The 21944-nt window shown below is 71.4% G+C and carries 18 protein-coding genes and 1 riboswitch; of the genes, 7 read left to right on the top strand and 11 right to left on the bottom strand.

Features of this window, described 5'->3' with window-relative positions:
* Window positions 1-118: 118 nt before the first annotated feature.
* Window positions 119-820 carry a CHAP domain-containing protein gene (locus ACWDLG_RS42420; protein ID WP_449930910.1) on the bottom strand — a complete coding sequence of 234 codons (702 nt, stop codon included), beginning with the start codon at window positions 818-820 and terminating at the stop codon, window positions 119-121.
* A 15-nt stretch (window positions 821-835) separates the two neighbouring features.
* Window positions 836-970, bottom strand: a riboswitch (cyclic di-AMP (ydaO/yuaA leader).
* 130 nt (window positions 971-1100) lie between these two features.
* Here ACWDLG_RS42420 and ACWDLG_RS42415 point away from each other — a divergent pair.
* Entirely contained in the window at window positions 1101-1541 is a 441-nt protein-coding gene (locus tag ACWDLG_RS42415) for an SEL1-like repeat protein (RefSeq protein ID WP_354920701.1), read from the top strand.
* On the opposite strand, the gene ACWDLG_RS42410 is transcribed toward ACWDLG_RS42415, so the two are convergent.
* A complete protein-coding gene (locus ACWDLG_RS42410) occupies window positions 1522-2481 on the bottom strand; it encodes a Gfo/Idh/MocA family protein (RefSeq protein WP_449930908.1) in 960 nt (319 codons plus the stop codon). The two genes, ACWDLG_RS42415 and ACWDLG_RS42410, sit on opposite strands and share 20 nt — an antisense overlap.
* A 91-nt stretch (window positions 2482-2572) precedes the next feature.
* Window positions 2573-3397 (bottom strand): aldo/keto reductase, encoded by an 825-nt coding sequence (locus tag ACWDLG_RS42405; RefSeq protein ID WP_449930954.1) that lies wholly within the window; start codon window positions 3395-3397, stop codon window positions 2573-2575.
* Between the two features lie 69 nt (window positions 3398-3466).
* Between ACWDLG_RS42405 and ACWDLG_RS42400 the strand changes: the two genes are divergently transcribed.
* Both ACWDLG_RS42400 and ACWDLG_RS42395 read left to right on the top strand, forming a co-directional pair.
* Window positions 3467-4435, top strand: coding sequence for a hypothetical protein (locus tag ACWDLG_RS42400; RefSeq protein WP_449930906.1), 969 nt, complete (start codon window positions 3467-3469; stop codon window positions 4433-4435).
* The gene (locus tag ACWDLG_RS42395) at window positions 4432-5601 is read left to right on the top strand and encodes a DUF6716 putative glycosyltransferase (RefSeq protein ID WP_354920692.1); all 1170 of its coding nucleotides are present in this window, start codon (window positions 4432-4434) and stop codon (window positions 5599-5601) included. Before ACWDLG_RS42400 ends, ACWDLG_RS42395 begins: the two co-directional genes overlap by 4 nt.
* An 82-nt stretch (window positions 5602-5683) precedes the next feature.
* Here ACWDLG_RS42395 and ACWDLG_RS42390 read toward each other — a convergent pair whose 3' ends face one another.
* From ACWDLG_RS42390 to ACWDLG_RS42370, 5 genes are all read right to left on the bottom strand, one after another.
* Entirely contained in the window at window positions 5684-6952 is a 1269-nt protein-coding gene (locus tag ACWDLG_RS42390) for an alpha-2,8-polysialyltransferase family protein (protein ID WP_449930903.1), read from the bottom strand.
* Window positions 6949-7911 carry a glycosyltransferase family 2 protein gene (locus ACWDLG_RS42385; RefSeq protein ID WP_354920686.1) on the bottom strand — a complete coding sequence of 321 codons (963 nt, stop codon included), beginning with the start codon at window positions 7909-7911 and terminating at the stop codon, window positions 6949-6951. Before ACWDLG_RS42385 ends, ACWDLG_RS42390 begins: the two co-directional genes overlap by 4 nt.
* A gap of 6 nt (window positions 7912-7917) precedes the next feature.
* On the bottom strand, window positions 7918-9981 hold the full coding sequence (locus ACWDLG_RS42380; protein ID WP_449930901.1) for an N-acetylneuraminate synthase family protein: 2064 nt from the start codon (window positions 9979-9981) through the stop codon (window positions 7918-7920).
* Between the two features lie 82 nt (window positions 9982-10063).
* Window positions 10064-10729 carry a response regulator gene (locus ACWDLG_RS42375; protein ID WP_354920680.1) on the bottom strand — a complete coding sequence of 222 codons (666 nt, stop codon included), beginning with the start codon at window positions 10727-10729 and terminating at the stop codon, window positions 10064-10066.
* The gene (locus ACWDLG_RS42370) at window positions 10726-12336 is read right to left on the bottom strand and encodes a sensor histidine kinase (RefSeq protein WP_449930898.1); all 1611 of its coding nucleotides are present in this window, start codon (window positions 12334-12336) and stop codon (window positions 10726-10728) included. The genes ACWDLG_RS42375 and ACWDLG_RS42370 overlap by 4 nt, the downstream gene beginning before the upstream one ends.
* A gap of 105 nt (window positions 12337-12441) precedes the next feature.
* On the opposite strand from ACWDLG_RS42370, the gene ACWDLG_RS42365 reads away from it, so the two are divergent.
* A complete protein-coding gene (locus ACWDLG_RS42365; protein WP_449930896.1) occupies window positions 12442-13776 on the top strand; it encodes a cation:dicarboxylate symporter family transporter in 1335 nt (444 codons plus the stop codon).
* 16 nt (window positions 13777-13792) lie between these two features.
* Here the strand turns inward: ACWDLG_RS42365 and ACWDLG_RS42360 are convergent, their stop codons facing one another.
* The 3 genes from ACWDLG_RS42360 to ACWDLG_RS42350 form a co-directional block, all read right to left on the bottom strand.
* The gene (locus ACWDLG_RS42360; protein ID WP_449930952.1) at window positions 13793-15121 is read right to left on the bottom strand and encodes a sensor histidine kinase; all 1329 of its coding nucleotides are present in this window, start codon (window positions 15119-15121) and stop codon (window positions 13793-13795) included.
* Between the two features lie 119 nt (window positions 15122-15240).
* Entirely contained in the window at window positions 15241-16377 is a 1137-nt protein-coding gene (locus ACWDLG_RS42355) for an FAD-dependent oxidoreductase (protein WP_449930894.1), read from the bottom strand.
* Between the two features lie 84 nt (window positions 16378-16461).
* Window positions 16462-17958, bottom strand: coding sequence for a glycoside hydrolase family 13 protein (locus ACWDLG_RS42350; protein ID WP_449930892.1), 1497 nt, complete (start codon window positions 17956-17958; stop codon window positions 16462-16464).
* Between the two features lie 278 nt (window positions 17959-18236).
* Between ACWDLG_RS42350 and ACWDLG_RS42345 the strand changes: the two genes are divergently transcribed.
* Genes ACWDLG_RS42345 through ACWDLG_RS42335 form a run of 3 tightly spaced genes read left to right on the top strand, consistent with a single transcriptional unit; the run spans window position 18237 to window position 21928 of the window.
* The gene (locus ACWDLG_RS42345; RefSeq protein ID WP_449930890.1) at window positions 18237-19520 is read left to right on the top strand and encodes a sugar ABC transporter substrate-binding protein; all 1284 of its coding nucleotides are present in this window, start codon (window positions 18237-18239) and stop codon (window positions 19518-19520) included.
* 3 nt (window positions 19521-19523) lie between these two features.
* Window positions 19524-21092 (top strand): ABC transporter permease subunit, encoded by a 1569-nt coding sequence (locus ACWDLG_RS42340; protein ID WP_449930888.1) that lies wholly within the window; start codon window positions 19524-19526, stop codon window positions 21090-21092.
* Window positions 21089-21928, top strand: a complete 840-nt coding sequence (locus ACWDLG_RS42335; RefSeq protein ID WP_449930886.1) for a sugar ABC transporter permease — start codon at window positions 21089-21091, stop codon at window positions 21926-21928. Before ACWDLG_RS42340 ends, ACWDLG_RS42335 begins: the two co-directional genes overlap by 4 nt.
* Window positions 21929-21944 lie beyond the last annotated feature (16 nt).

Here is a 21944-nt window from a genome sequence, read left to right as displayed (position 1 = left end):
GGAACGGGGTGGCCGGTCCGAGGGGACCGGCCCGAGCCCGTGGGTGGCCCCCGTCACCGGAGCGGCGCGTGGCCGTCCTGGCGACAGGGCCGGGGGGAATGCGGGGGAAGGGGAAGCGTCAGCCGCCGTAGCTGGGGTAGCCGTAGCCGACGACCTGCGACTTCGGACGGACACGCTGCTCGACGGCGCCGTTGCCGGTGTTGCCCTCGATCGTGCTGATCGTGCCGTCGCCGTTGTCCTTCTCGACGAAGCCGACGTGGTCGATGGAGTCGAGGCTCTTGCTGCCGTCCCAGGCGAAGAAGACGACGGCGCCAGGCTTGGGCGCGGTGCCCCAGCGCTTGTTGGCCTTGAACCACTTGGCGTGGGTCACCGTGTAGGCGTCCCAGCCGACCTGCGTGCGGGCGCCGGTCATCTCACCGACCCACGAGACGAACATCGCGCACCACGGGGCGTTGGCGTACGCGCTGACGTCGCCGCCGTCCCTGACGACCGTCTCCCTGGCGCGCTGCGATCCGACGTACCAGTTCTGGAACTTGGTTCCGCCGCCCGCGGAGTTCTCCTTGACGCCGACCTGCTTCTTGGCCTCGGTGAGAACGACGGTGGCGGAGGGGATGACCTTGGCCTCCGGTCTGGCGGCGGCGGGCCTGCCGGCCTCCTCCTTGGGCGCCTTGGCGAGGACGGCTACCCGCTGGCTCTCGGACAGCGGGAGCTTCTCGGCCTGGGCGGCGGTGGGAACGAACGAGCCGGCGATGACGACGGCGCCGAGCGCGGCATGCGCGTAGGTGAGCTTCGGGGCACGGCTACGGCTGGGCTTTGCCATGGGAAGGGGAACTCCTTGCTAGCTTCCTGCCGCTTACCGGGTTAGCTGACGGGTTCGGACGCGAAGCTGCCCTACGGCACGGTGTGCCGATTCACCCCAGAGGAAGTGGGTCCCCGGTTCCGCAAGGTGCGGATTCAGCGGTCACAGGCGAACCTGTGATGATTGCAATGACAGGCAATGTCCGGAATGCCCGGTTTATGCCTTGAGTGAGCCTAAGGTAATACACGAGGCAAGTAGCTTACAAATTGATAAAGGTCCGGCGATCATTTACGGTCAGGTCATGTCGCCACAGGACCTGTTCAACAGGGGGCTGCGGGAAGACGGACACCGTCCGGACGAAGCCCGGCGATGGTATCTCCTGGCGATCGCATCGGGCCATCCGGCCGCCGTCCAGCGGGCGGCCTTCAACCTCGCGCTGATCGAGGACGAGAGCGGCCACCTCGACGCGGCCCGCCACTGGTACGGCAGGGCCGGCACACCCAGGGCGATGTTCAACCTCGGCGTCCTGGAGGACTGCTGCGGCAACACCGACGCGGCCCGGCGCTGGTACGCCAGGGCCATCGAAACCGGCCACGAGGAGGCCGCGCCGCGCGCCATGTTCAACCTCGGCCTGCTGGAGGGCAGGGAGGGCCGCCCCGACCGGGCCCGCGCCCACTTCCGGGCGGCCGCGGGCTCCGGCCACGCCGAGGCGGCGGCCCGCGCTACCGAGCGCCTAGCCTGACCCTGGCGTCCTCCAGCATCCGCATCATCGCCAGGCTCTCGTCCAGCGGCATGACAGAGCTCTCCGTCCTGCCCTCGGCCAGCGCGGCGCGCACCTCGCGCACCTCCTCGGCGTAGCCGTTCATGGCGGGGTCCAGGACGAGCTCCTCCGGATCCACGCCCGGCCCCGACAGCACGATGCGCCGCGGCGCCCAGAACGGCGCGGCGATGTCGGCCCGCAGCCCCGTGCCCACCACGGTCGCGGTGTTGGCCAGCGGGCTGAGCAGCGAGGTTTCGACCAGCGCCCTGGTGCCGCCCGCGTAGGTGAGCAGCGCCGCCACCTCGGCGTCCACGCCGGAGGGGCCGAGCGATCCGGTGAGATGCGTCTCAGCCGGCTCGCCGAGCAGCAGCTGCGCCAGCCCGAACGGGTAGATCCCCAGGTCGAGCAGCACCCCGCCGCCGAGCGCGGGGTTCCAGAGCCGGTGCTCGGCCGCGTAAGGCTGGACGAAGCCGAACGAGGCCTGCACCGAGCGCAGCTCCCCGAACCTCTCCTCCGTCAGCAGCGCCCTGATCAGGGGATTGAAGCGCATCCACATCGCTTCCATCAGGAACACGCCCGCCTGCCTGGCCAGCTTCACCATCCGCTCGGCGTCGGCCACGCTCGCGGCGAGAGGTTTCTCACACAGCACGGCCTTGCCCGCCGCGATGGCCGCCTCGGCCACCTCCAGATGCTGGGCGTGCGGGGTGGCCACGTAGATCACGTCGACGGCGGGGTCCTGGCACAGCTGGGCGTAGGAGCCGTAGGCCGCGTCCGCGCCGAGCTCCGCCGCCAGCTCCGCGGCCCTGCCCTGGTCGCGGGAGCCGACCGCGGCCACCCGCATGCCGGGCTCCGCGGCGATCACCGCGCCGACCGTCCTGGCGATCCCGCCCGTGGCCGCGATGCCCCACGCTAACTCACGCATGACGAACCTCCCTTTCCGCGATCAATCCTCCCTTATCTCGGACATGCGAACGGCCCGCGCCGGCGGCGCGGGCCGTGCCCGTTCGGTCATGTCAGCCCATCCAGTTGAACGTGGCGGGGTCGGGACCGAGGCGCGTGCCGGTGTTCAGCGCGCCGATCGCCGCCATGTCCTCCGGGTCGAGGGTGAAGTCGAACACGTCGATGTTCTCCCTGATCCGCGAAGGGGTGACCGATTTGGGGATCACCACGTTGCCGAGCTGGACGTGCCAGCGCAGCACGACCTGCGCGGGCGACTTGCCGTGCTTGCGGCCCAGCGTGGCCAGCGCCGGATCGTCGAGCAGCCCCCTGCCCTGCCCGAGCGGGCTCCACGCCTCGGTCAGGATGCCGTTGGCCTCGTGGAAGGCGCGCAGCTCCGGCTGGGGGAAGCGGGGGTGCAGCTCGATCTGGTTGATCGAGGGGACGATCTCGGTCTCGTTCATGAGCCGCTCGAGGTGGGCGATCGTGAAGTTCGACACGCCGATCGCACGCACCCTGCCGTCCTTGTAGAGCCGCTCCATCGACTTCCACGCCTGGACGTACTTGTCCTGCGCGGGGACGGGCCAGTGGATGAGGTAGAGGTCGAGCTGGTCGAGCCCCAGCCGGGACAGGCTCGCCTCGAAGGCCGCCTCGGCCCTGTCGTGGTCGTCGTTCCACAGCTTGGTGGTGATGAACAGCTTCTCGCGCGGAACGTCCGCGCGGGCGATCGCCCGGCCCACGCCCTCCTCGTTGAAGTAGAGCCTGGCGGTGTCGATGCTGGTGTAGCCGGCCTCGATGGCGAAGGACACGGCCCGCTCCGCCTCGTCGTCGGGAACCTGCCAGACGCCGAAGCCGAGTTGCGGTATCTGCACGCCGTCGGTGTTGAGCAGCAGCGAGTTCATGTTCATCTCTCCATTGTTAACGTCGCGTTGGCTGGCACTTCGAGTGGGCGTCCTACCGTGGCGCGTGTCGTGAACGAACAGGAATCCGTGGCCTGGGTGGAGTCGCCACTTCAGATGCTCTGCGCCGTCGAGGCCCACCACGCCGGGCTGCTGGGAGACCGGACGCTGGTGGTGCCGCGCGCCGGGCTGCGCCCGCTGGCCACCACCAGGCGGGAACTGCTCAGGCTCGACCTGCCGCGCGGGCTGGAGCTGGCCGAACCCAGCGAGCGCATGCCCCGCACGCTCAACGCCGTCGGCGACGCCTTCTCCGGCCGGGTCCAGCTGCGCTGGGTCATGATCCGCCCCGGTCGCGTCGTGATCGTCGACGACGGGCTCGCCACGATCCGGCTGCTGGAGCTGCTGTCGGCCCGCCCCGCCAGGCCGCTGCTGCGGGCCCGCGCCGAGCCGAGCGCCTGGCGCACCACGCTCGGCCTGCTGGCGGCCGGACGGCTGCGCCGTACCGCCCGCAAGGGCGCGCTGTCGGTGTTCACGGCCCTTCCCGTGCCAGGCGAGCTGGCGGCGGCCGTCCGGCAGGCCGGCGTCGAGCTGGCCGGCCACGACTTCGACTGGCTGCGCGCGCAGCCGATGAGCACGCCCGGCCCCTCCGAGCGGACGGTCGTGCTCGGCACCTCCCTGGTCAGGAACGGCCTGGTGCACCGCGAGCGCTACCTGCGCTGGCTGACGGAGCTGGCGGCCGAGGAGCCGCTGGCCTACTACCCGCACCGCCGCGAGGACCCCGTCGACCTGGCCCTCATCCGCGAGCGGCCCGGCATCACCGTCCACGCCCCCGGCGTTCCAGCCGAGCTGACCCTGCGCGGCCTGTCCGCCGAGCAGCGCGTGGTCAGCCTCCCCTCGACCGCCATCAGCTCGCTGCGGGTGCTGCTCAGCCCGCGCGGCGTCGCGGTCGAGCCCGTGCACGTGCCCGACGACTGGTGGACCAGCCGCGCGGCGCCATCCCTCCGATCCCACCTGCAGATGTTCTCGGGAGTACCCAGTTGAAGGTCCTGGCTCTGGCCGATTCCGACTCGTACCTGAAGTGGGCGGCCAGTCTCCTGGACGACCTGCCCGCCGACTGCGTGACGGAGCTCGCGGTCGTGCGCACCCCGATCACCCCCTCACCGGAGCAGATCGCCGCCGCGGTCGCCGGGACGCGGTCCTCGGCCGTCCCCGTGCTGTCGGCGCGGGCGCTCAGGCGCGCGGCCGAACGGCTGCGGCCCGACGCGATCCTCGTGGCGTGCACGGGACCGGTCGTCGACGTGCTGGTCGCCGAGGTCCTCGACGGCCTGCGGCCGCGACCCGTCTTCGTCACGGGACTGCCCGGCATCTCGGTCCCCGCCACCGAGAAGGCCTGGCTCTTCCGCAGTGGCTGCGACCTGTTCGTCGTGCACAGCGGCAGGGAGGTCGCCGAGTTCGGCGCGCTGGCCGCCCGGCTCGGCGGGGGCGGCGCGGTGGGGCTGGCCAGGTTGCCGTTCCTGCGTGACGTGCCCCCCGTCGAGGGCGGCAACCGGGTGGTGTTCGCCACCCAGGCCAAGGTGCCGCGGCGGCGCGAGGACCGCGAGACGATCCTGCGCGCGCTGGCCACGCTCGCCGCCGCCCGGCCTGACCTCGATGTCGTGGTCAAGCTGCGGGCGCTGGAGGACGAGCGGCAGACCCACAACGAGCGCTACCACTACCAGCGGCTGTGGCGGGAGCTCGGCCTCGACGGCGACGTCCGCTTCGCGGCCGGCCCGATGCACGAGCACCTCGCGCACGCCGCCGGGTTCGTCACCGTCAGCTCGACCGCGGCGCTGGAGGCGATCGCCCAGCGGGTGCCGCTGCTGGTGCTGTCGGACTTCGGGGTGAGCGCCGAGATGATCAACCTGGTGTTCGAGGGCAGCGACGTCCTCGGCACGCTCGACGAGGTCGCGGAGGGCGCCTTCCGCTCGCCGTCGCCCGCCTGGTGCGCGGAGAACTACTTCCACCCCGCCAACCGCAGCGACTGGGTGGCGCTGCTCACCGCGCTGGTCATCGGGCCGCGCACACCGGCCAGGTCGTTGCTGGACGGGCCGGAGCACGTGGCCGCGCGCCGCCGCGCCCGCCTGCGCGTGGAGGTGCCGCCGCAGGTGCTGCGGGCCGGCTACCGCGCCAAGCGCAGGGTCCGCAGGTACATCAAGTCGTTCACCTGAACGCCACGTGCCCCGAGGGAGGCGGCTCCCTCGGGGCACGGAACACCGGTGGCCCAGTGGGCCTGAGGCCTGGCAGGCGGCCTCAGCCGAGCGTGCGGGACAGGCGGCGGCGGATGCGGCTCAGCGTGCCGGGCCGTTCCCCCTCCGGCAGCAGCCCCAGCGCCTTCAGCCGCTGCCTCTTGAAGTACCGGTCGGCGCCGTGCTCGGCGACGAACGTCTCGGTGCCGGCGCGCAGCTCGGGATGGGCTTCGCTCTGCATGCAGTACCCGACCGCGCCCACCAGGCGCGAGATCTCCACCGGCGGCGCCGCGGTGAGCCTCCCGTCCGCGGCCAGCCGGGGCAGCAGCGCGTCGATGATCGTCACCGGGATCCTGTTGCTGTTCTCGTACGGCGACAGCCGCTCCAGCACCGTCGACGTCCCGTACGAGGCCGCATCGAGCCCGAAGAAGCGGGCGGCCGTGACCAGGCCGGTCGAGAAGCATCCGACGACCAGCGCGGGCCGCAGCGCCGCGAAGCACACCTCGGCCGGCACGCTCTCGCCCGCCACGACCAGCCGCACGCCCAGCTCGTCGGCGCCGGCCCGCAGCAGCTGCGTGTGCCGCCGGCCCGCGGCGGGATGCGGCTTGAACACCACGCTGTCGTGCCCGCGCGCGACGAGCCCGCGCAGCATCGCCATGTGCAGCTCGTGCTCCTCCTCGGGCGTGACGATGTCGAGCGACGACAGGTACTGCCCCAGGATCATCGCCTCGCCGGCCATCATGTCGGGCGCGGTGCCCGCCACCTGACCGACCACCGAGAGGAACGCCTCCTGCGACAGGGTGGCGGCCGGCACGCCGTACTCCGACAGCAGCAGCGGCCGCAGCCCCGGGACCAGGTCCAGATGCAGGAGCCGGGTGACGCGCCGGAAGATCTCGGCCGGCAGCGGGTCGCGGGTCGGGCCGTAGCTCATGAGACCGTCGGAGTAGACGGTGATGGGGCAGTCGCGCACCAGCCCGGCGATCGTGCGCGCCGGCGGCACCGCGATCGACTCGAGCACCAGCTCCTCGACCGTGTCGAGCCCCAGCGACGCCCCGATCAGCCTGCTCATCATCGGCACCTCGATGACGCGCGCCTTCCAGTCGGACGGGTGCAGCGGCGCGATGAGCTCGTTCCACGAGCGCACCTCGTCGAAGCGGGAGCGCAGCGCGGCGAACCCCGGCATCTGGTCCAGCGGCGTGGACACCTCCGGGACGGCCGTGTTCGTGGAGACGATCAACAGCCGGCGCCCGCCCTCGCCGAAGTGGCCCGCGTCGATCGCCGCGGCCAGTGACATCGCCCCGAACAGGGTCGAGGCGTAGAAGACCCGCGTCACAGCTCCTCCCTCCGCACCCGCACGCCGGCGGGGATCTCAGGCAGCAGCGCGCGCAGCGTCTGCTCGCGCTCGACGGACATGCGCGGCACGGCGTCGGCGACCAGCTCGGCCGGCAGCGACCGCACCATCGCCACGCCCCGCGCCTCGAACCGCCGGCGCAGCTCGGGCGTGAACCTGTCGGCCAGCTCCAGGTGGTGGGCCAACAGCGCGCAGAAGTTGCGCACCGCCTTCGGCAGGAACTCCGGCTCCAGGTCCTCGAAGACGAGCTCGAAGGCGTCGAAGAAGTGCAGCTGCCGCTCGTCGCCGATCTGGGTCAGCGAGCCGGTCACGCCCCTGCGGTAGAACAGCCCGGCCAGCGACGCCACCGCGAACGAGGCGGCCTGCCGGTGCAGGCGCCAGATCCACGGCCGGTCCTCGGCCGTGTGCAGCGATCCAGGGAAGCGCAGCAGGTCGCCCAGCGTGCGCCGGTAGATCCCGGCCCAGGCGTAGGGATAGTCGACCATCGTCCTGACATCGGCCGGCAGGATCGCGTCGCGAGGGTCGAGCACCAGGCCCCGGCGCGCCTCCGGAGCCCGGTGCACCACCCTCTTGCGTCCCTCGGCCTGCACGTGGTCGACGCGGACGAAGTCGCAGCCGAGCCCGTCGATCGCGGCGACGAGGTCGGACAGGTAGCCGGGGGCGAGCCAGTCGTCGCCGTCCATGAACGTCACATAGGTGCCCGAGGCGAGCTTCAGCCCTGTGTTGCGCGCGTCGGCCAGCCCGACGGGCGCCGGGTTGCGCACCAGCGACAGGCCCGGCACCTCCGACTCGGCGACGATGGCGGCCGTGTCGTCCACCGAGCCGTCGTCCACGACGATGAACTCGAAGTCACGCCGGGTGTTGCGGGCCAGCGAGGCGAGCGCGTCGGGGATGAAGCGCTCGCCGTCGCGGACCGGTACGACGACGGAGAGGGTGATCACTCGCCGTCACACCGTGACCCTGCGGAGCCTGGCCTTCGGCGCCTCCTCGCCGGGGAAGACGCGCTTGACGCCGTCGCCCATGGCCTGCTCGATGATCCTGATGTCGCGCACCAGGTGCTCGAGGCCGGCCGGCTCCAGCGAGGCGGCGTGGTCGGAGCCCCACATCGTGCGGTCCAGCGTGATGTGGCGCTCGACGGTGACCGCGCCCAGCGTGACCGCGGCCAGCGAGATCTGCAGGCCGCGCTCGTGCCCCGAGTAGCCGACCGGCACGCCGTACCGCTCCTTGAGCGTGGTGATCGTGCGCAGGTTGGCCTCCTCGGGAGGCAGCGGGTAGGTGGACGTGGCGTGCATCATGATCAGTTTGTCGGTGCCGAGGATGTCGACCGCCTGGTCGATCTCCTGCAGCGTGGACATGCCGGTCGACAGGATCAGCGGCTTGCCGGTCGCGGCCAGGGCGCGCAGCAGCTCGTGGTCGGCGACGCTGGCCGAGGCGATCTTGTGGACCAGGACGTCCATCTCCTCGAGGAACTCCACCGACGGCACGTCCCACGGCGAGGCGAACCAGTGCAGGCCACGCTCGTCGCAGTACTTGGCGATCTGGGTGTACTCCTCGCGGCCGAACTCGGTGCGCTCCTTGTACTCCAGGTAGGTCATCTCGCCCCACGGCGTCTGCCTCATCTGGGAGCGCTGCTCGACCGGCACGCAGATCTCGGGCGTGCGCTTCTGGAACTTCACCGCCTGGCAGCCGGCGTCGGCCGCCACGTCGATGAGCCGGCGGGCGATGTCGATGTCGCCGTTGTGGTTGATGCCGATCTCGCCGATCACGTAGACCGGCTCGCCGTCGCCGACCAGCAGGTCGCCGATGGCCACCGGCTTCGGCTGGCCGATCCGCAGCGAGGCCCTGCTGAGGGGCACGGGGGCCGGCGCCGGATCCTGGACGGCGGGCCGGGCGGCGAGCACGCGCTCGCACAGCTCCCTGACCGCGCCGTCGCCGCCGGACCTGGTCAGCACGACCCGCGCGGCGGCCTTGACGCTCGGGTGCGCGTCGGGCACCGTGACCGGCCAGCCGACCAGCGACATCGGGCCCAGGTCGTTGACGTCGTTGCCCACGTAGGCGACGCGCGCGGGGTCGAGGCCCTCGATCGTCAGCCAGTCGCGCAGCACGGTCCGCTTCTCGGCCAGGCCCTGCAGGACCGGCACACCCAGCTTGCGGGCGCGGGCGGCCACGACCGGGTTCTGCTCGGTGGACATCACCAGCAGCTTCACCCCCGAACGGCGCAGCAGCGAGATGCCCATGCCGTCGGAGCGGCTCACCAGGACCATCTCGCGGCCCTCGGAGTCGACGTAGGCGCGGTCGTCGGTGTGCACGCCGTCGAAGTCGGTGATGACCGCGTCGACGTCGATCGGCCCGGGCAGGTCGACGAGCGGCGCGAGCGCCCTGGCCGTCTCCAGGTCCTCGGGCTCGTCGATCTCGATGGCGTGGCGGGTGGGCACCGGCTGCACGGTGACCTCGCCGAAGAAGCGGTGGCCGTGCTCGCGCAGGCCCGCCGTCCGCATGACGTAGAAGGCGCCGGTCTCGCGGAACTCCGCGGGCCGGTCCTGGCGCATCTGCCGGGTGGAGCGGTCGTGGTTGATGCCCGCGCCGTCCGGCGTCCACAGGAAGGCGTGGCTCGGCGCGCCCGACAGGACCGCGTCGGCCTCGCCGTCCAGCACCCTGCGCACCGCCTGCGACAGGTCGGCGGGGTCGATGAAGGCGCTGGTGCACTGCACGAGCACGACGACCTCGGGGTCGCCGCCGAGCGCGTCGAGCGCGTGGAGCACCGCCGACTCGCTCGAGGCCGCGCCGCCGCTCAGCTCGGCGGGCCGCTCGACGACCGTGGCCCCCGCCTCGCGGGCCGCTGCCGCGATCCCCTCATGGTCGGTGCTGACCACCACCTGGTCGACCAGCTCGGCGCCCAGCGCGGCCTTGACGGCGCGGGTCACCAGCGGGACGCCGCCCACCTGGGCGAGGTTCTTCAGGGGAATGCCCGCCGAACCTCCGCGGGCGGGAATGACGGCGAGGACTCGCAACGTGGCTCCTTGGATTGCTTGAGGTGCCAAGGAAGCTAGTCAGGCCATCCGACCGCGCCGGGGATCGCAGCTGAACTCCCTGTTAACGTTGCGTGCGGATCCGGTAGAGGAGTTCGGGCCTGCCCACCCCGCCGTACTGCGGCACCCTGTCGGCCGCCCCGGTCTCCACCAGGTGTTCCAGATACCGTCGCGCGGTCACCCGTGACACGCCGATCGCGGCGCCCACCGCCTGCGCGGTCCTGGCCGCCTTGCGCAGCTCGGCGGCCACCGCGTCCAGCGTGTCCTGCGTCATCCCCTTGGGCAGGGCCGAGGCGCCGCCGCGCAGGGTCGCCAGGGCCCGGTCGACGTCGCCCTGTCCCGTCACCTCGCCCTCGCTGGCCCTGAACGCGGCGTAGCGCGTCAGCTTCTCCCTGAGGGTGGCGAAGGTGAACGGCTTGAGCAGGTACTGCGCGACGCCCAGCGACACCGCGTTGCGCACCACCTGCAGGTCGCGGGCCGAGGTCACCGCGATCACGTCGCACGACAGGCCCGCGGCCCTGACCGCCCGGCACACCTCCAGCCCGTGCATGTCGGGCAGGTAGAGGTCGAGCAGGATCAGGTCGACGGGCGTGGACCCGAGGAAGCGCAGCGCGTCCCGTCCCGACCTGGCCACGCCCGCCACGGTGAAGCCGGGCACCCGCTCCACGTAGACGCGGTTGGCCTCGGCGGTGATCTCCTCGTCCTCGACGACCAGCACCGTGATCGTCATCGCGGCACCCGCACCGTGAACACCGAACCGGCCACCTCGATGGTGCCGCCGAGCTGCCGCACCGCCTGGCCGACCAGGGCCAGGCCCAGGCCGCGGCCGTCGCCCTTGGACGTCCAGCCCTTGCTGAAGGCCGCCGTGTCGGCCAGGCCGGGGCCGTCGTCGGCCACCCTGATGACGAAGCTCTCCGCGTCGGCGTGCAGGTGCACCTCCACCCTGCCCGCCGCGTCGATCGCGTTGTCGATGAGGTTGCCCACGATCGTCACCACCTGCCGGGGGTCGAGGCCCAGGTCGTCCAGTTCGCTGTCGGGGGTGATGACCAGCTCGGCGCCGCGCTCGGCGGCTTCGGCCGACTTGCCGAGCAGGAGGGCGGCCAGCACGGGCTCGCGCACCGCGCCGACCACCCTGTCGGTCAGCTCCTGGGCGGCCTTCAGCTCGGCGGTGCCGAACGCGACGGCCTGCTCGGTCCTGCCCAGCTCCACCAAGGTGACGACGGTGTGCAGCCGGTTGGCCGACTCGTGCGCGGCGGCCCTGAGGGAGTCGGCGAAGCCGCGCTCGGCGTCGAGCTGGCCGGCCAGGGCCTGCAGCTCGGTGTGGTCGCGGAGGGTCACGACGGTGCCGAGCCTGCTGCTGGCGACGTTGACGACGAGCACCCGCTCGCCGACCAGGTGCACCCGGTCCTCCAAGGAGTCCGGGACGCCCGCCTCGGGTGCGGGTCGCGGCTCCTCGGGGTGGGGGAGCGCGGGCGGGCAGGCCGCCCCCGTTCCCTGGAGAGGGCCGGAGCCCGCGGGAACGGGGCGCGGGGCGTGGGGGAGGGGGGCGACGATGTCGGCGATCCCCAGGTCGGCGACGTGGCGGCCCTCGGCGTCGGCCGGCAGGTCCAGCAGCGTGCGGGCGCCGTCGTTGCACAGCGTCAGCGTGCCGTCCCTGGCCACCAGCAGCAGACCCTCCCGCACCGCGTGCAGGATCGCGTCGTGGTGCTCGTGGATGCGGCCCAGCTCGACCGGGCCGAGCCCGTGCGTCTGGCGGCGCAGCCGGTCACCCACCAGCCACGTGCCGCCCGCGCCCACACCCAGCCCCAGCGCGCCGACCAGGCCGGCCCACGAGAGCTGCTCGCGCAGCCGCGCGTCGATCCGCTCGACCGTGATCCCCGCGCTGACCAGCGCCTTGACCGCGCCTGCCGCATCCCGCACCGGCACGACCGCGCGCACCGAAGGGCCGAGCGTGCCGGTGTAGGTCTCGGTGAACGTCTCGCCGCGCAGCGCGCGGTCGATGTGGCCGAGGAACAGTCCGCCGATCTGGGCGGGGTTCGGGTGGGTGTACCGCCTGCCCCTCGTGTCCATGATCGTGACGAAGTCGACGCCGGTGGCGGTCCGCACGCGTTCGGCGTACGGCTGCAGCCGTACGGAAGGGGAGGCGTCCCGCAGCGCCGACAGCACGTCGGGTGAGGTGGCCACGCTCACGGCGACGGCCCGCGCCCTGCCCTCGGCCTCCTCGTCGAGCAGCTCGCGGGTCTGGACCAGCGCCAGCGCCGCCGCCCCCGTCAGGGTCACCACCACCACCGCCAGCTGGAGGACCAGCATCTGCCTGGCCAGACTCCAGTTCTTCACAGACGCCTCCTCTCGTCGGTGAACGAAACTTACGTAATAGTGACCTGCGTCACTCCTGGGCGCATATTCGCACAACCAGCAGCCAAGCGTTCAAGGAGTGTCCCCATGCGTGACCGCACACGGTACCTGTACCTTGCGGTGATCCTCGCCGTGGTGGCCGGAGTCGTCGTCGGGTTCGTCGCACCCGAGGTCGGCAAGGAGCTCAAGCCACTCGGCACCGCCTTCGTCGCGCTGATCAAGATGATGATCAGCCCCATCATCTTCTGCACGATCGTGCTCGGTGTCGGCTCGGTCAGCCGGGCGGCCAAGGTCGGCAAGGTGGGCGGGCTCGCGCTCGGCTACTTCCTGCTCATGTCGACGGTCGCGCTCGCCATCGGCCTGGTCGTCGGCAACCTGCTCGACCCGGGTGCCGGGTTGCAGCTGACCGACGCCGCCAAGCAGGCCGCGGAGGCGGAGGCGGCCAAGGGCGGCGAGTCGAGCACCGTCGACTTCCTGCTCGGCGTCATCCCCACCACGCTGGTGTCGGCCTTCACCGAGGGCCAGGTGCTCCAGACGCTGCTCGTCGCCCTCCTGGTCGGTTTCGCCCTGCAGGCCATGGGGAGCAGGGGCGCGCCGATCCTCAAGGGCATCGAGCACATCCAGCGGCTCGTCTTCCGCGTCCTCGCCATGATCATGTGGGCGGCGCCGGTGGGCGCCTTCGGCGCGATCGCCGCGGTCGTCGGCTCCACCGGCATCAAGGCGCTGCAGTCGCTGGCGGTCATCATGGTCGGCTTCTACGCCACCTGCCTGCTGTTCGTCGCCCTCGTGCTGGGCCCGCTGCTGTGGGTGGTGGCCCGGGTCAACCTCTGGTCGCTGCTGCGCTACCTGGGCAGGGAGTTCCTGCTCATCCTGTCGACGTCGTCGTCGGAGTCGGCGCTGCCCAGGCTCATCGCCAAGATGGAGCACCTCGGCGTCTCCCGTTCGGTGGTGGGCATCACGGTGCCCACCGGCTACTCCTTCAACCTGGACGGCACCGCCATCTACCTGACCATGGCCACGCTCTTCGTCGCCTCGGCCACCGGGTCGCCGCTGATGCTCGGCGAGCAGGTCTCGCTGCTGCTCTTCATGATCATCGCGTCCAAGGGCGCGGCGGGGGTCACCGGCGCGGGACTGGCCACGCTCGCCGGCGGCCTGCAGTCCCACCGGCCCGACCTGGTGGACGGCGTCGGCCTCATCGTGGGCATCGACCGCTTCATGTCGGAGGCCAGGGCGCTGACCAACTTCGCCGGCAACGCGGTCGCGACGGTGCTGGTCGGCACGTGGACGGGCGAGTTCGACAGGGAGCGGGCCGCCGAGGTCCTGGCCGGTCGCGCCCCCTTCGACGAGGCGACGCTGCTCGACGAGCACGAGCCGGAGCCGGAGCAGCCGCCCGCCGCCGAGCGGGAGATGACGGCGGTCTGACCTCATGCCGGGCCCCTCACGCCAGGGGCAGCCTCAGCACGAAGAGCGCGCCGCGTGGACTGTCGTCCACCTTGATGTCCCCGCGGTGCGCGATCGCCACGTCCCGCACGATCGCCAGGCCGAGCCCGGTGCCCCCGGCGTCCCTGCTGCGGGCGGCGTCCAGCCGGGTGAAGCGCTCGAAGACGCGCTCCCGCTCCTCGGGCGAGATCCCCGCCCCGTCGTCCTGGACGGCCAGCACGGCGAATCCGTCCTCCTTGCGCACCGACACCGTCACCGAGCTGTCGGCGTGGCGCTGGGCGTTGTCCAGCAGGTTGGTCAGCGCGCGGCGCAGCTGCATCAGCACGCCCTCGACCACGACGTCCTCGGTCGTCTCCAGCCGGACGGGGATCTTGTCCAGGCGGCAGGCCAGCTCCTCCCGCACCAGTTCCGACAGGTCGATCCGCTCCTTGACCACGTCCACCCGCGACCCGATCCTGGCCAGCAGCAGCAGATCCGACATGATCGCTTCGAGCCGGTCGGTGTCGTGCAGGGCGCTGTCCACCAGCGCGTCCATGTCGGTGTCCTCGGGGTAGAGCTGGGCGCTCTCCAGCTGCGCCCGCAGCCCCGCGATCGGGGTGCGCAGCTCGTGGGAGGCGTCGGAGGCGAACTGCCGTTGCTGCTCGGCCGAGCGTTCGAGCCGGTCGAGGGTGCTGTTGATCGACCTGGCCAGCTGCGCCACCTCGTGCTCCCCGGACGGCACGCTCACGCGCCTGCTGAGGTCGGTGGCGTTGACCATGTCCAGCTCGGTGAGCATCGTGGTCACCGGGCGCAGCGTGCGGCCGGTCACCATCCACGTCACCCATCCCACGAGCGCGACGACGAGGGCCACCTGGGCGGCGATGGCGATCTCGAGGGTGCGGGTGGCCAGCAGGCCGGGCGTCGGCCGTGCCGCGTAGACCACCATGGAGTCGGGGGCCGTCGACAGCCTGACCGCGGTCATGTGGAGGCAGCTGGTCGCGCCGCAGGTGGTGAGGTTGACGACACGCCTGTCGGGCGAGGGCATGAGGTTGGTGAGCGGGGGCATGCCCGCGGCGGCGCTGCTGGAGGCCACCACCCGGCCGCCGCTGGTGACGACCTGCAGCAGGTTCACCTCGTCGGTCGTGACGGGGATCGTGCCGGTGACCAGATGCCCTTCGCGTAGCGAGGCGGCCACGGTGGCGGCGGCGTCCTTGGTGTTCTTCCACGCGCCGGCGTTCACCAGCGATCGTGTCACCAGCACACCGCCGGCTCCGGCTGGAATCAGCACGAAGGTCGCGACGGCCACGGCGATGAGCGTGATCCGTCCGCGGAGGGAGCTCGCCCACATGCGTGACACGCCACGAGGTTACTGAGCCACAACTTTCACAAAAGCCCTAAAGAGGGAAAAATTAGGTCATCCTTCCGCGTGGCTGGCCATACCTTGCGGGGCCCGCGATGCGGCTGATGTCAGGACCGCGGCGCGTGGGCCGCCAGCCCGTAGCCGGCCGGAGCAGCACCCCGCCCCGTGACGAGGGCCGTGAGGTAGTGGCCGACCAGCGGGACGAACTTGAAGCCCTGCCCGCAGAAACCCGTCGCCACGCTGATGGGGCCCTTCCTGTCGATCACGAAGGTGTCGCGCGGGGTGTTGTCGTACAGGCAGCTGATCGGCGTCGAGCCGGCGGGGTCGAGGCCGGGGAGCCAGGTCCTGACGTACTCGAGCAGCTCCCGGTCGGCCCGCGCCTCGGGCGTGAAGTCGCGCAGGTCCGGGTCCACCACGGGACCCGTCCCGTGCAGCCCGACCTTGACGCCGGACCCCTGCTCGAACACCCCGTACGCCCCGGCGGTCGTGAACCGGTCGTCGCCCTCCCGCCAGTGCACGAAGCTCGGCCAGCCATGCGCCGGGTCCCGCGGCACGAAGAACCTGGGCTGTTCCTGGGTCGCCACGATGGCCGGCAGGCCGAGGTGGCCGCCCAGCAGCCGGGGCGCCCACGCCCCCGCGGTCACCACGACCTGGCGGGCGCGCAGCGCCCCGTCGGGCGTGTCCACCTCCACCAGCCCGCCGTCCGGGCCGTCGCCGTGGGTCAGGACGCGCAGCGCCGTCGCCGGGCATCCGGGCCTGAACTCGGCGCCCCGCAGGCGAGCCAGCCGCTGGAGCACGGCGACGGCGCGGTCGGCCAGCAGCCTGCCCGACCCCGGCTGGTACAGCACGGGGGTCTCGAAGCGCATGCCCGGCCAGCGCTCGACGGCCTCGCGGGGGTCGAGGACCTCGTGCGCGACGCCGTGACGGGTGAACAGGGAGCGGAACCTCTCGACCGCCCGCTCGCCGACGCCGTGGTCGAGGCCGCCGGTGAGCTCCAGCAGCCGCTCGCCCGACTCCTCCTCGAGCTCGGCCCACATCCGGCCCGCCCGCCGCACCTCGAGCAGGTAGTGCTCGTCGTCGACGGCCGCTCTGAACAGCCTCGTCCCGCCGTGCGAGCCGCCCCGGTCATGGCCGAGCCCGTACTTCTCGAGTGTCACGACGTCGCGACCGGCGGCGGCCAGGGACCGGCTCGCCGCCGACCCCATGGCGCCCGCGCCGATCACGACGACGTCATGCGTCCGCATGGTCCCGGCCCCCTTCGCTCGCGTACCCGCCCGACGGGCAGTATCGCGCAGCGGGCGGACGGGGCGCTCGCGGGGGCGCGGCGCTCAGTTCTCGCCGGTGGCCACCCACACGGCGGTGTCGGCGGGCACCGACCCGTCGGCCGTCAGCGGCCCGCTCGACAGCAGCACCCGGCCGGTGACCTGGACGGGCTCCTCGCCGAAGTTGACCAGCACCAGCAGGCCGGGCTCGCGCCGGAACGACAGCACGTCCTCGGCCGAGTCGAGCCAGGTCAGCTCGCCGCCGCCGAGCGCCGGATGCTCCTTGCGCAGCCGCAGCGCGGCCCGGTAGAAGGCCAGCGTCGAGTCAGGGTCGCCCTCCTGCGCCGCATGGCTGAGCGGACCCCACGTCGAGGGGATCGGCAGCCACGGGTCGCGCCAGCCGAAGCCGTCGGCGGCGGTCCACGGCAGCGGCACCCGGCACCCGTCGCGGCTCTCGCCGGTGCGCAGGAAGGCGGGATCCTGCTTGAGCTCGTCGGGCAGGTCGAGCACCTCGGGCAGGCCGAGCTCCTCGCCGTTGTAGAGGTAGGCCGAGCCGGGCAGCGACAGCATGAGCTGGGTGGCGGCGCGGGCGCGGGCCAGGCCGCCGTGCCTGGTGACGTGGCGCGGCTTGTCGTGGTTGGACAGCACCCACGTCGTCGGCGCGCCCACCAGCTCGGCCTCCGCCAGCGCCTTGTCGATGACCTCGCGGAAGGACTTGGCCCCGTAGGCGGCCATCATGAACTCGAAGTTGAACGCCTGGTGCAGCTCGTCCGGCCCGACGTAGCGGGCCAGCCGGGCGGGCGAGGACACCCACGCCTCGGCGACCGCCATCCGGCCGCCGGGGTAGGCGTCGAGGATGGGCCGCCACTCCCGGTAGATCTCGTGCACGCCGTCCTGGTCGAAGTACGGCACGCTCTCGTCGCCGAGCATCTCGGCCTGGCGCCCCTCCTTGGGCCCCACGGACGGCAGCCCGGGCGCCTTGACCATGCCGTGCGCCACGTCGATCCGGAACCCGTCGACGCCGCGGTCGAGCCAGAAGCGCAGGATCGAGCGGAACTCCTCGCGGACGGCGGGGTGCTCCCAGTTCAGGTCGGGCTGGGTGGGGTCGAACAGGTGCAGGTACCACTGACCGTCCTCGACCTGCGTCCAGGCCGGGCCGCCGAAGATCGACTCCCAGTCGTTGGGCTCGTCGCGGAAGATGTAGCGCTCGCGCAGCCCGGCCTTGAACCACGGGTGCTCGGAGGAGGTGTGGTTGGGCACGATGTCGACGATCACCCTGAGGCCCAGCGCGTGGGCGTCGGCGATCATCGCGTCGAAGTCGGCGAGCGTGCCGAAGCGGGGGTCGACGTCGCGGTAGTCGGCCACGTCGTAGCCGCCGTCGTTGAGCGGGGAGGTGTAGAAGGGGCTCAGCCAGACGGCGTCCACGCCCAGGTCCGACAGGTAGCCCAGGCGCTCGCGGAGCCCGATCAGATCGCCGGTCCCGTCTCCGTTGCCGTCGGCGAAGCTGCGGGGGTACACCTGGTACACGACGGCGTCCCGCCACCAGTCGTCGTTGCCGTGCATGAAGCCGTCCTTCCCCGATGTCCACGATGTCGGCAAGAAGGATCCCGTGTGAAGATGGTCAAGCGCAAGTTTCGGAAAGTTGCAGTCATGTCGATCGTCCGCACGGTTGTTCAAAGACGCTTCATGGCAGGTAGCGGTGAGGTAACTCTCCTGCGCAAGTTCTTCCAATTCTTGCAAAGACTCGCTAACGTCCCCGAAACATAAGCCGCAAAGGCGGCTGTTTCAGGATCTTTCAGCGGCGCTCCCCCACATGCGCCGCTTGACCTCAGGAGGGTCCCATGCGCATCCGGGCACTGGGTGTGGCCGCCCTGACGACCGTGGCGTTCGGCGCCACGGCATGCGGTGGTTCGGAGCCGGCGCCGTCAGCGGCGCCGAGCTCGGCCGCGCCGTCCGCCACGGCGTCGGCTTCCGCCGACAAGGGCAGCGGCAAGCTCGTGATCTGGGCCGACCCCAACCGCACCAAGGCGCTCAAGCCCTTCGCCGACCAGTTCGGCACCGAGAACGGTGTCACGGTGGAGGTGAAGGAGATCAGCAAGGACAACCAGCAGACCTTCCTCACCGCCTCCCAGCAGGGCAGCGGCCCCGACGTGATGATCGGCGCGCACGACTGGATCGGCAACCTCGTGCAGAACGGCGCCATCGACCCGGTCAACCTGACCGAGGAGCAGAAGGCGAGCTTCTCGCCGATCGCGCTCAAGGCCGTCACCTTCAACGGCCAGGTGTACGGCGCGCCGTACGCCGTGGAGAACGTCGCGCTCATCCGCAACACCAAGCTCGCCCCCGACGCCCCCGCCACCTTCGACGACGTGCTCGCCAAGGGCAAGGAGCTCAAGAAGGCCGGCAAGGTCGACGAGGTGCTCTGCCTGCCCGTCACCGCCAAGGGCGACGCCTACCACGTCTACCCGCTCTTCTCCTCCGCCGGCGGCGCCATCTTCGGCACCACCTCCAGCGGCGACCCCGACCCCAAGAAGGTGCTGGTCGGCTCCAAGGACTCGCAGGCCGCCTTCAAGAAGCTGGCCGAGCTCGGCGAGAAGGGCGACGCGGCGCTGAAGACCTCGCTCACCAACGAGAACAGCATCCCGACCTTCGCCGGCGGCAAGTGCGCCTTCCTCGTCTCCGGTCCGTGGGCGATGGCCGACGTGAAGAAGAGCGGCCTGTCCTACGACATCAGCCCCGTCCCCGGCTTCAAGGACGGCAAGCCCGCCACGCCGTTCGTGGGCGTGCAGAGCTTCTTCGTCGCCGCCAAGGGCGCCAGCAAGACCCTCGCCCAGGAGTTCGTCACCAACTACGTGACCAACGCCGACGTCGCCAAGGCCCTCTACGACGCCGACCCGCGTCCGCCGGCCCTGACCTCCGCCCTGGAGGCCGTCAAGGCGAGCGACCCCGACGCAGGCAAGTTCCTCGAGGCGGGCGCCGGCGGCATCCCCATGCCCGCCATCCCCGAGATGTCGGCCATCTGGGAGCCGTTCGGCATCGCCGAGGCCGCCGTCGTCAAGGGCAGCGACCCGGTGAAGGCCGCCGAGTCGGCGCAGAAGACCATCGACGGCTCGCTGAAGAACTAGCCGATGTCCCTGGACGTGCGTGAGGCCGCGGAGGTCAGGTCCACTCCGCGGCCCCGTCGCGAACTGACCACCGCGTTCGTGGTGAGCAGGATCGCCGTGCTGGCCGTGGCCGCCGCGATCCTGCTCTACGCCGTGCCGCCGCTGGTCGCCGCCGAGTCATGGGTCTCGCTGACCGTGCTCGGCCTGGCCAGCGCGATCATCGGATACCTCTACCTGACCCGCCGCTTCGTGCCCGCGAAGTATCTCGTCCCCGGCACCGTCTTCCTCATCGCCTTCCAGGTGTTCCCGGTCCTCTACACCGTGAGCACCGCCTTCACCAACTTCGGTGACGGCCACCGCGGTGACAAGGCCGCCGCGATCACCGCGATCGAGACCGGGTCGGTACGGCAGGCGCCGGGCTCGCCCGAGTACGGCCTGAGCGCCGCCCTCAAGGGGGACACGCTGGTGTTCCTGCTGGTCGACCCCAAGACCAAGCAGGTCCAGGAGGGCACGGCCGCGGGGCTCGCCCCCGTCCAGGGCGCCCGGCTGGGCGTGACCGGCAAGGTCATCGAGGCGCCCGGCTACACCGTGCTCAAGGCGCCGGAGGCGGCCGCCCGCGCCGGCCAGATCGCCGGGCTGGCGGTCCCCACGCGGGGCGGCCTGATCAAGGCCAACGGCCTGAGCCGCGCGGTGGAGGGCAGGGCGGCCCTCGCCTACGACGCCGGCTGCGACTGCGTGCGCGGCGAAGGCGACACCTGGACGGCCGACGAGTCGCAGGGCTACTTCGTCAACGCCAGGGGCGAGCACCTCGCGCAGGGCTGGCAGGTCAACGTGGGCCTGGCCAACTTCGCCCGCGTCGTCACCGACCCCACGCTCTCGGCCCACTTCCTCGGCATGTTCAGCTGGAACGTCGCCTTCGCGCTGCTGTCGGTGCTGGGCACGTTCGCGCTCGGCATGTCCGTGGCGCTGGCCCTGCACCACCCGAAGATGCGCGGCACCAGGATCTACCGGATCGCGCTGATCCTGCCGTACGCCATGCCCGCGTTCGCGATGCTGCTGGTCTGGCGCGACATGTTCAACCGCGACTTCGGCCTGATCAACAACCTGTTCGGGCTCGACGTCGACTGGCTGGGCGGGGCGGTGTCGGCCAAGGCCGCCGTGCTCCTGGTCAACCTGTGGCTGGGCTTCCCCTACATGTTCCTGGTCACCACCGGCGCGCTGCAGGCGATCCCGCGCGAGCTGAACGAGGCGGCCTCGATCGACGGCGCGCCGCCGTCCTACGCCTTCCGCAAGGTCACGCTGCCGCTGCTGCTGGTGTCGCTCAGCCCGCTGCTGATCTCCTCGTTCGCCTTCAACTTCAACAACTACAACGCGATCGCGCTGACCACCGACGGCGGGCCGTTCCCCGCCGACAGCCCGACGGTCGGCGCCACCGACCTGCTGATCAGCTACACGGTCAGGCTCGCCTTCGGCCAGGGGGCGGCGCAGTTCGGCCTGGCGGCCACCATGTCGGTGTTCATCTTCGCGATCGTGGCGACCATCTCGGCGATCACGTTCAGGCGGACCCGCAAGCTGGAGGACGTCTACGCATGAAGCTGATGCTGCGGCACGCCTACGTGCTGCTGGTGTGCGCGTTCGCGCTGTTCCCGATCCTGTTCGTGGTCTCGGCGGCGATCAACCCGCTGGGCACGCTGGCCTCCTCCGACCTGCTGCCCACCGGCGCGAGCCTCGACAACTTCGCCAAGTTGTTCAGCTCGGACGTCTACCCGTTCGGCCGCTGGTTCTTCAACTCGGTGTTCATCGCGCTGGCCTCCTCGTCGGCGAGCCTGCTGCTGTCGATGTTCGCCGCCTACGCCTTCAGCCGCATGCGCTTCGCCGGCCGCCGGGTCGGCCTGCTGTCGCTGCTGCTGATCCAGATGTTCCCGCAGTTCCTGGCCATCGTGACGATCTTCATGATCTTCACCAGGGTCACCGAGCTCTACCCCGCCTTCGGCTTCAACACCACGTGGGGCATCCTGCTGCTCTACCTGGGCGGCGCGCTCGGCGTGAACACCTGGCTGATGAAGGGTTTCCTCGACACCATCCCGAAGGAGCTCGACGAGTCGGCCACCGTCGACGGCGCCACCCACGCGCAGATCTTCTGGAAGATCATCCTGCCGCTGGTCACGCCGATCCTCGCGGTCACCGCGCTGCTGGCCTTCATCGGCACGATGAGCGAGTTCCTCATGGCCAACATTTTCCTTCGCGACCCGGAGAGCAAGACGCTCGCCGTGGGCATGTACGGCATGATCGCCGGCGACGGCCGCAACGCCAACTTCGGCATGTTCGCCGCGGCCACGCTCCTCACCGCGATCCCCACGGTCAGCGTGTTCCTCTGGCTGCAGAAGTTCATCGTTTCCGGTCTGACCGCGGGCGCGGTCAAGGGCTGAGGAAGGCAGACGGCAC

This window comes from Nonomuraea sp. NPDC003727 (assembly GCF_053586935.1).
Note: the sequence above shows the minus strand (reverse complement) of the source record. Positions and strands in the feature narration are given on the sequence as shown.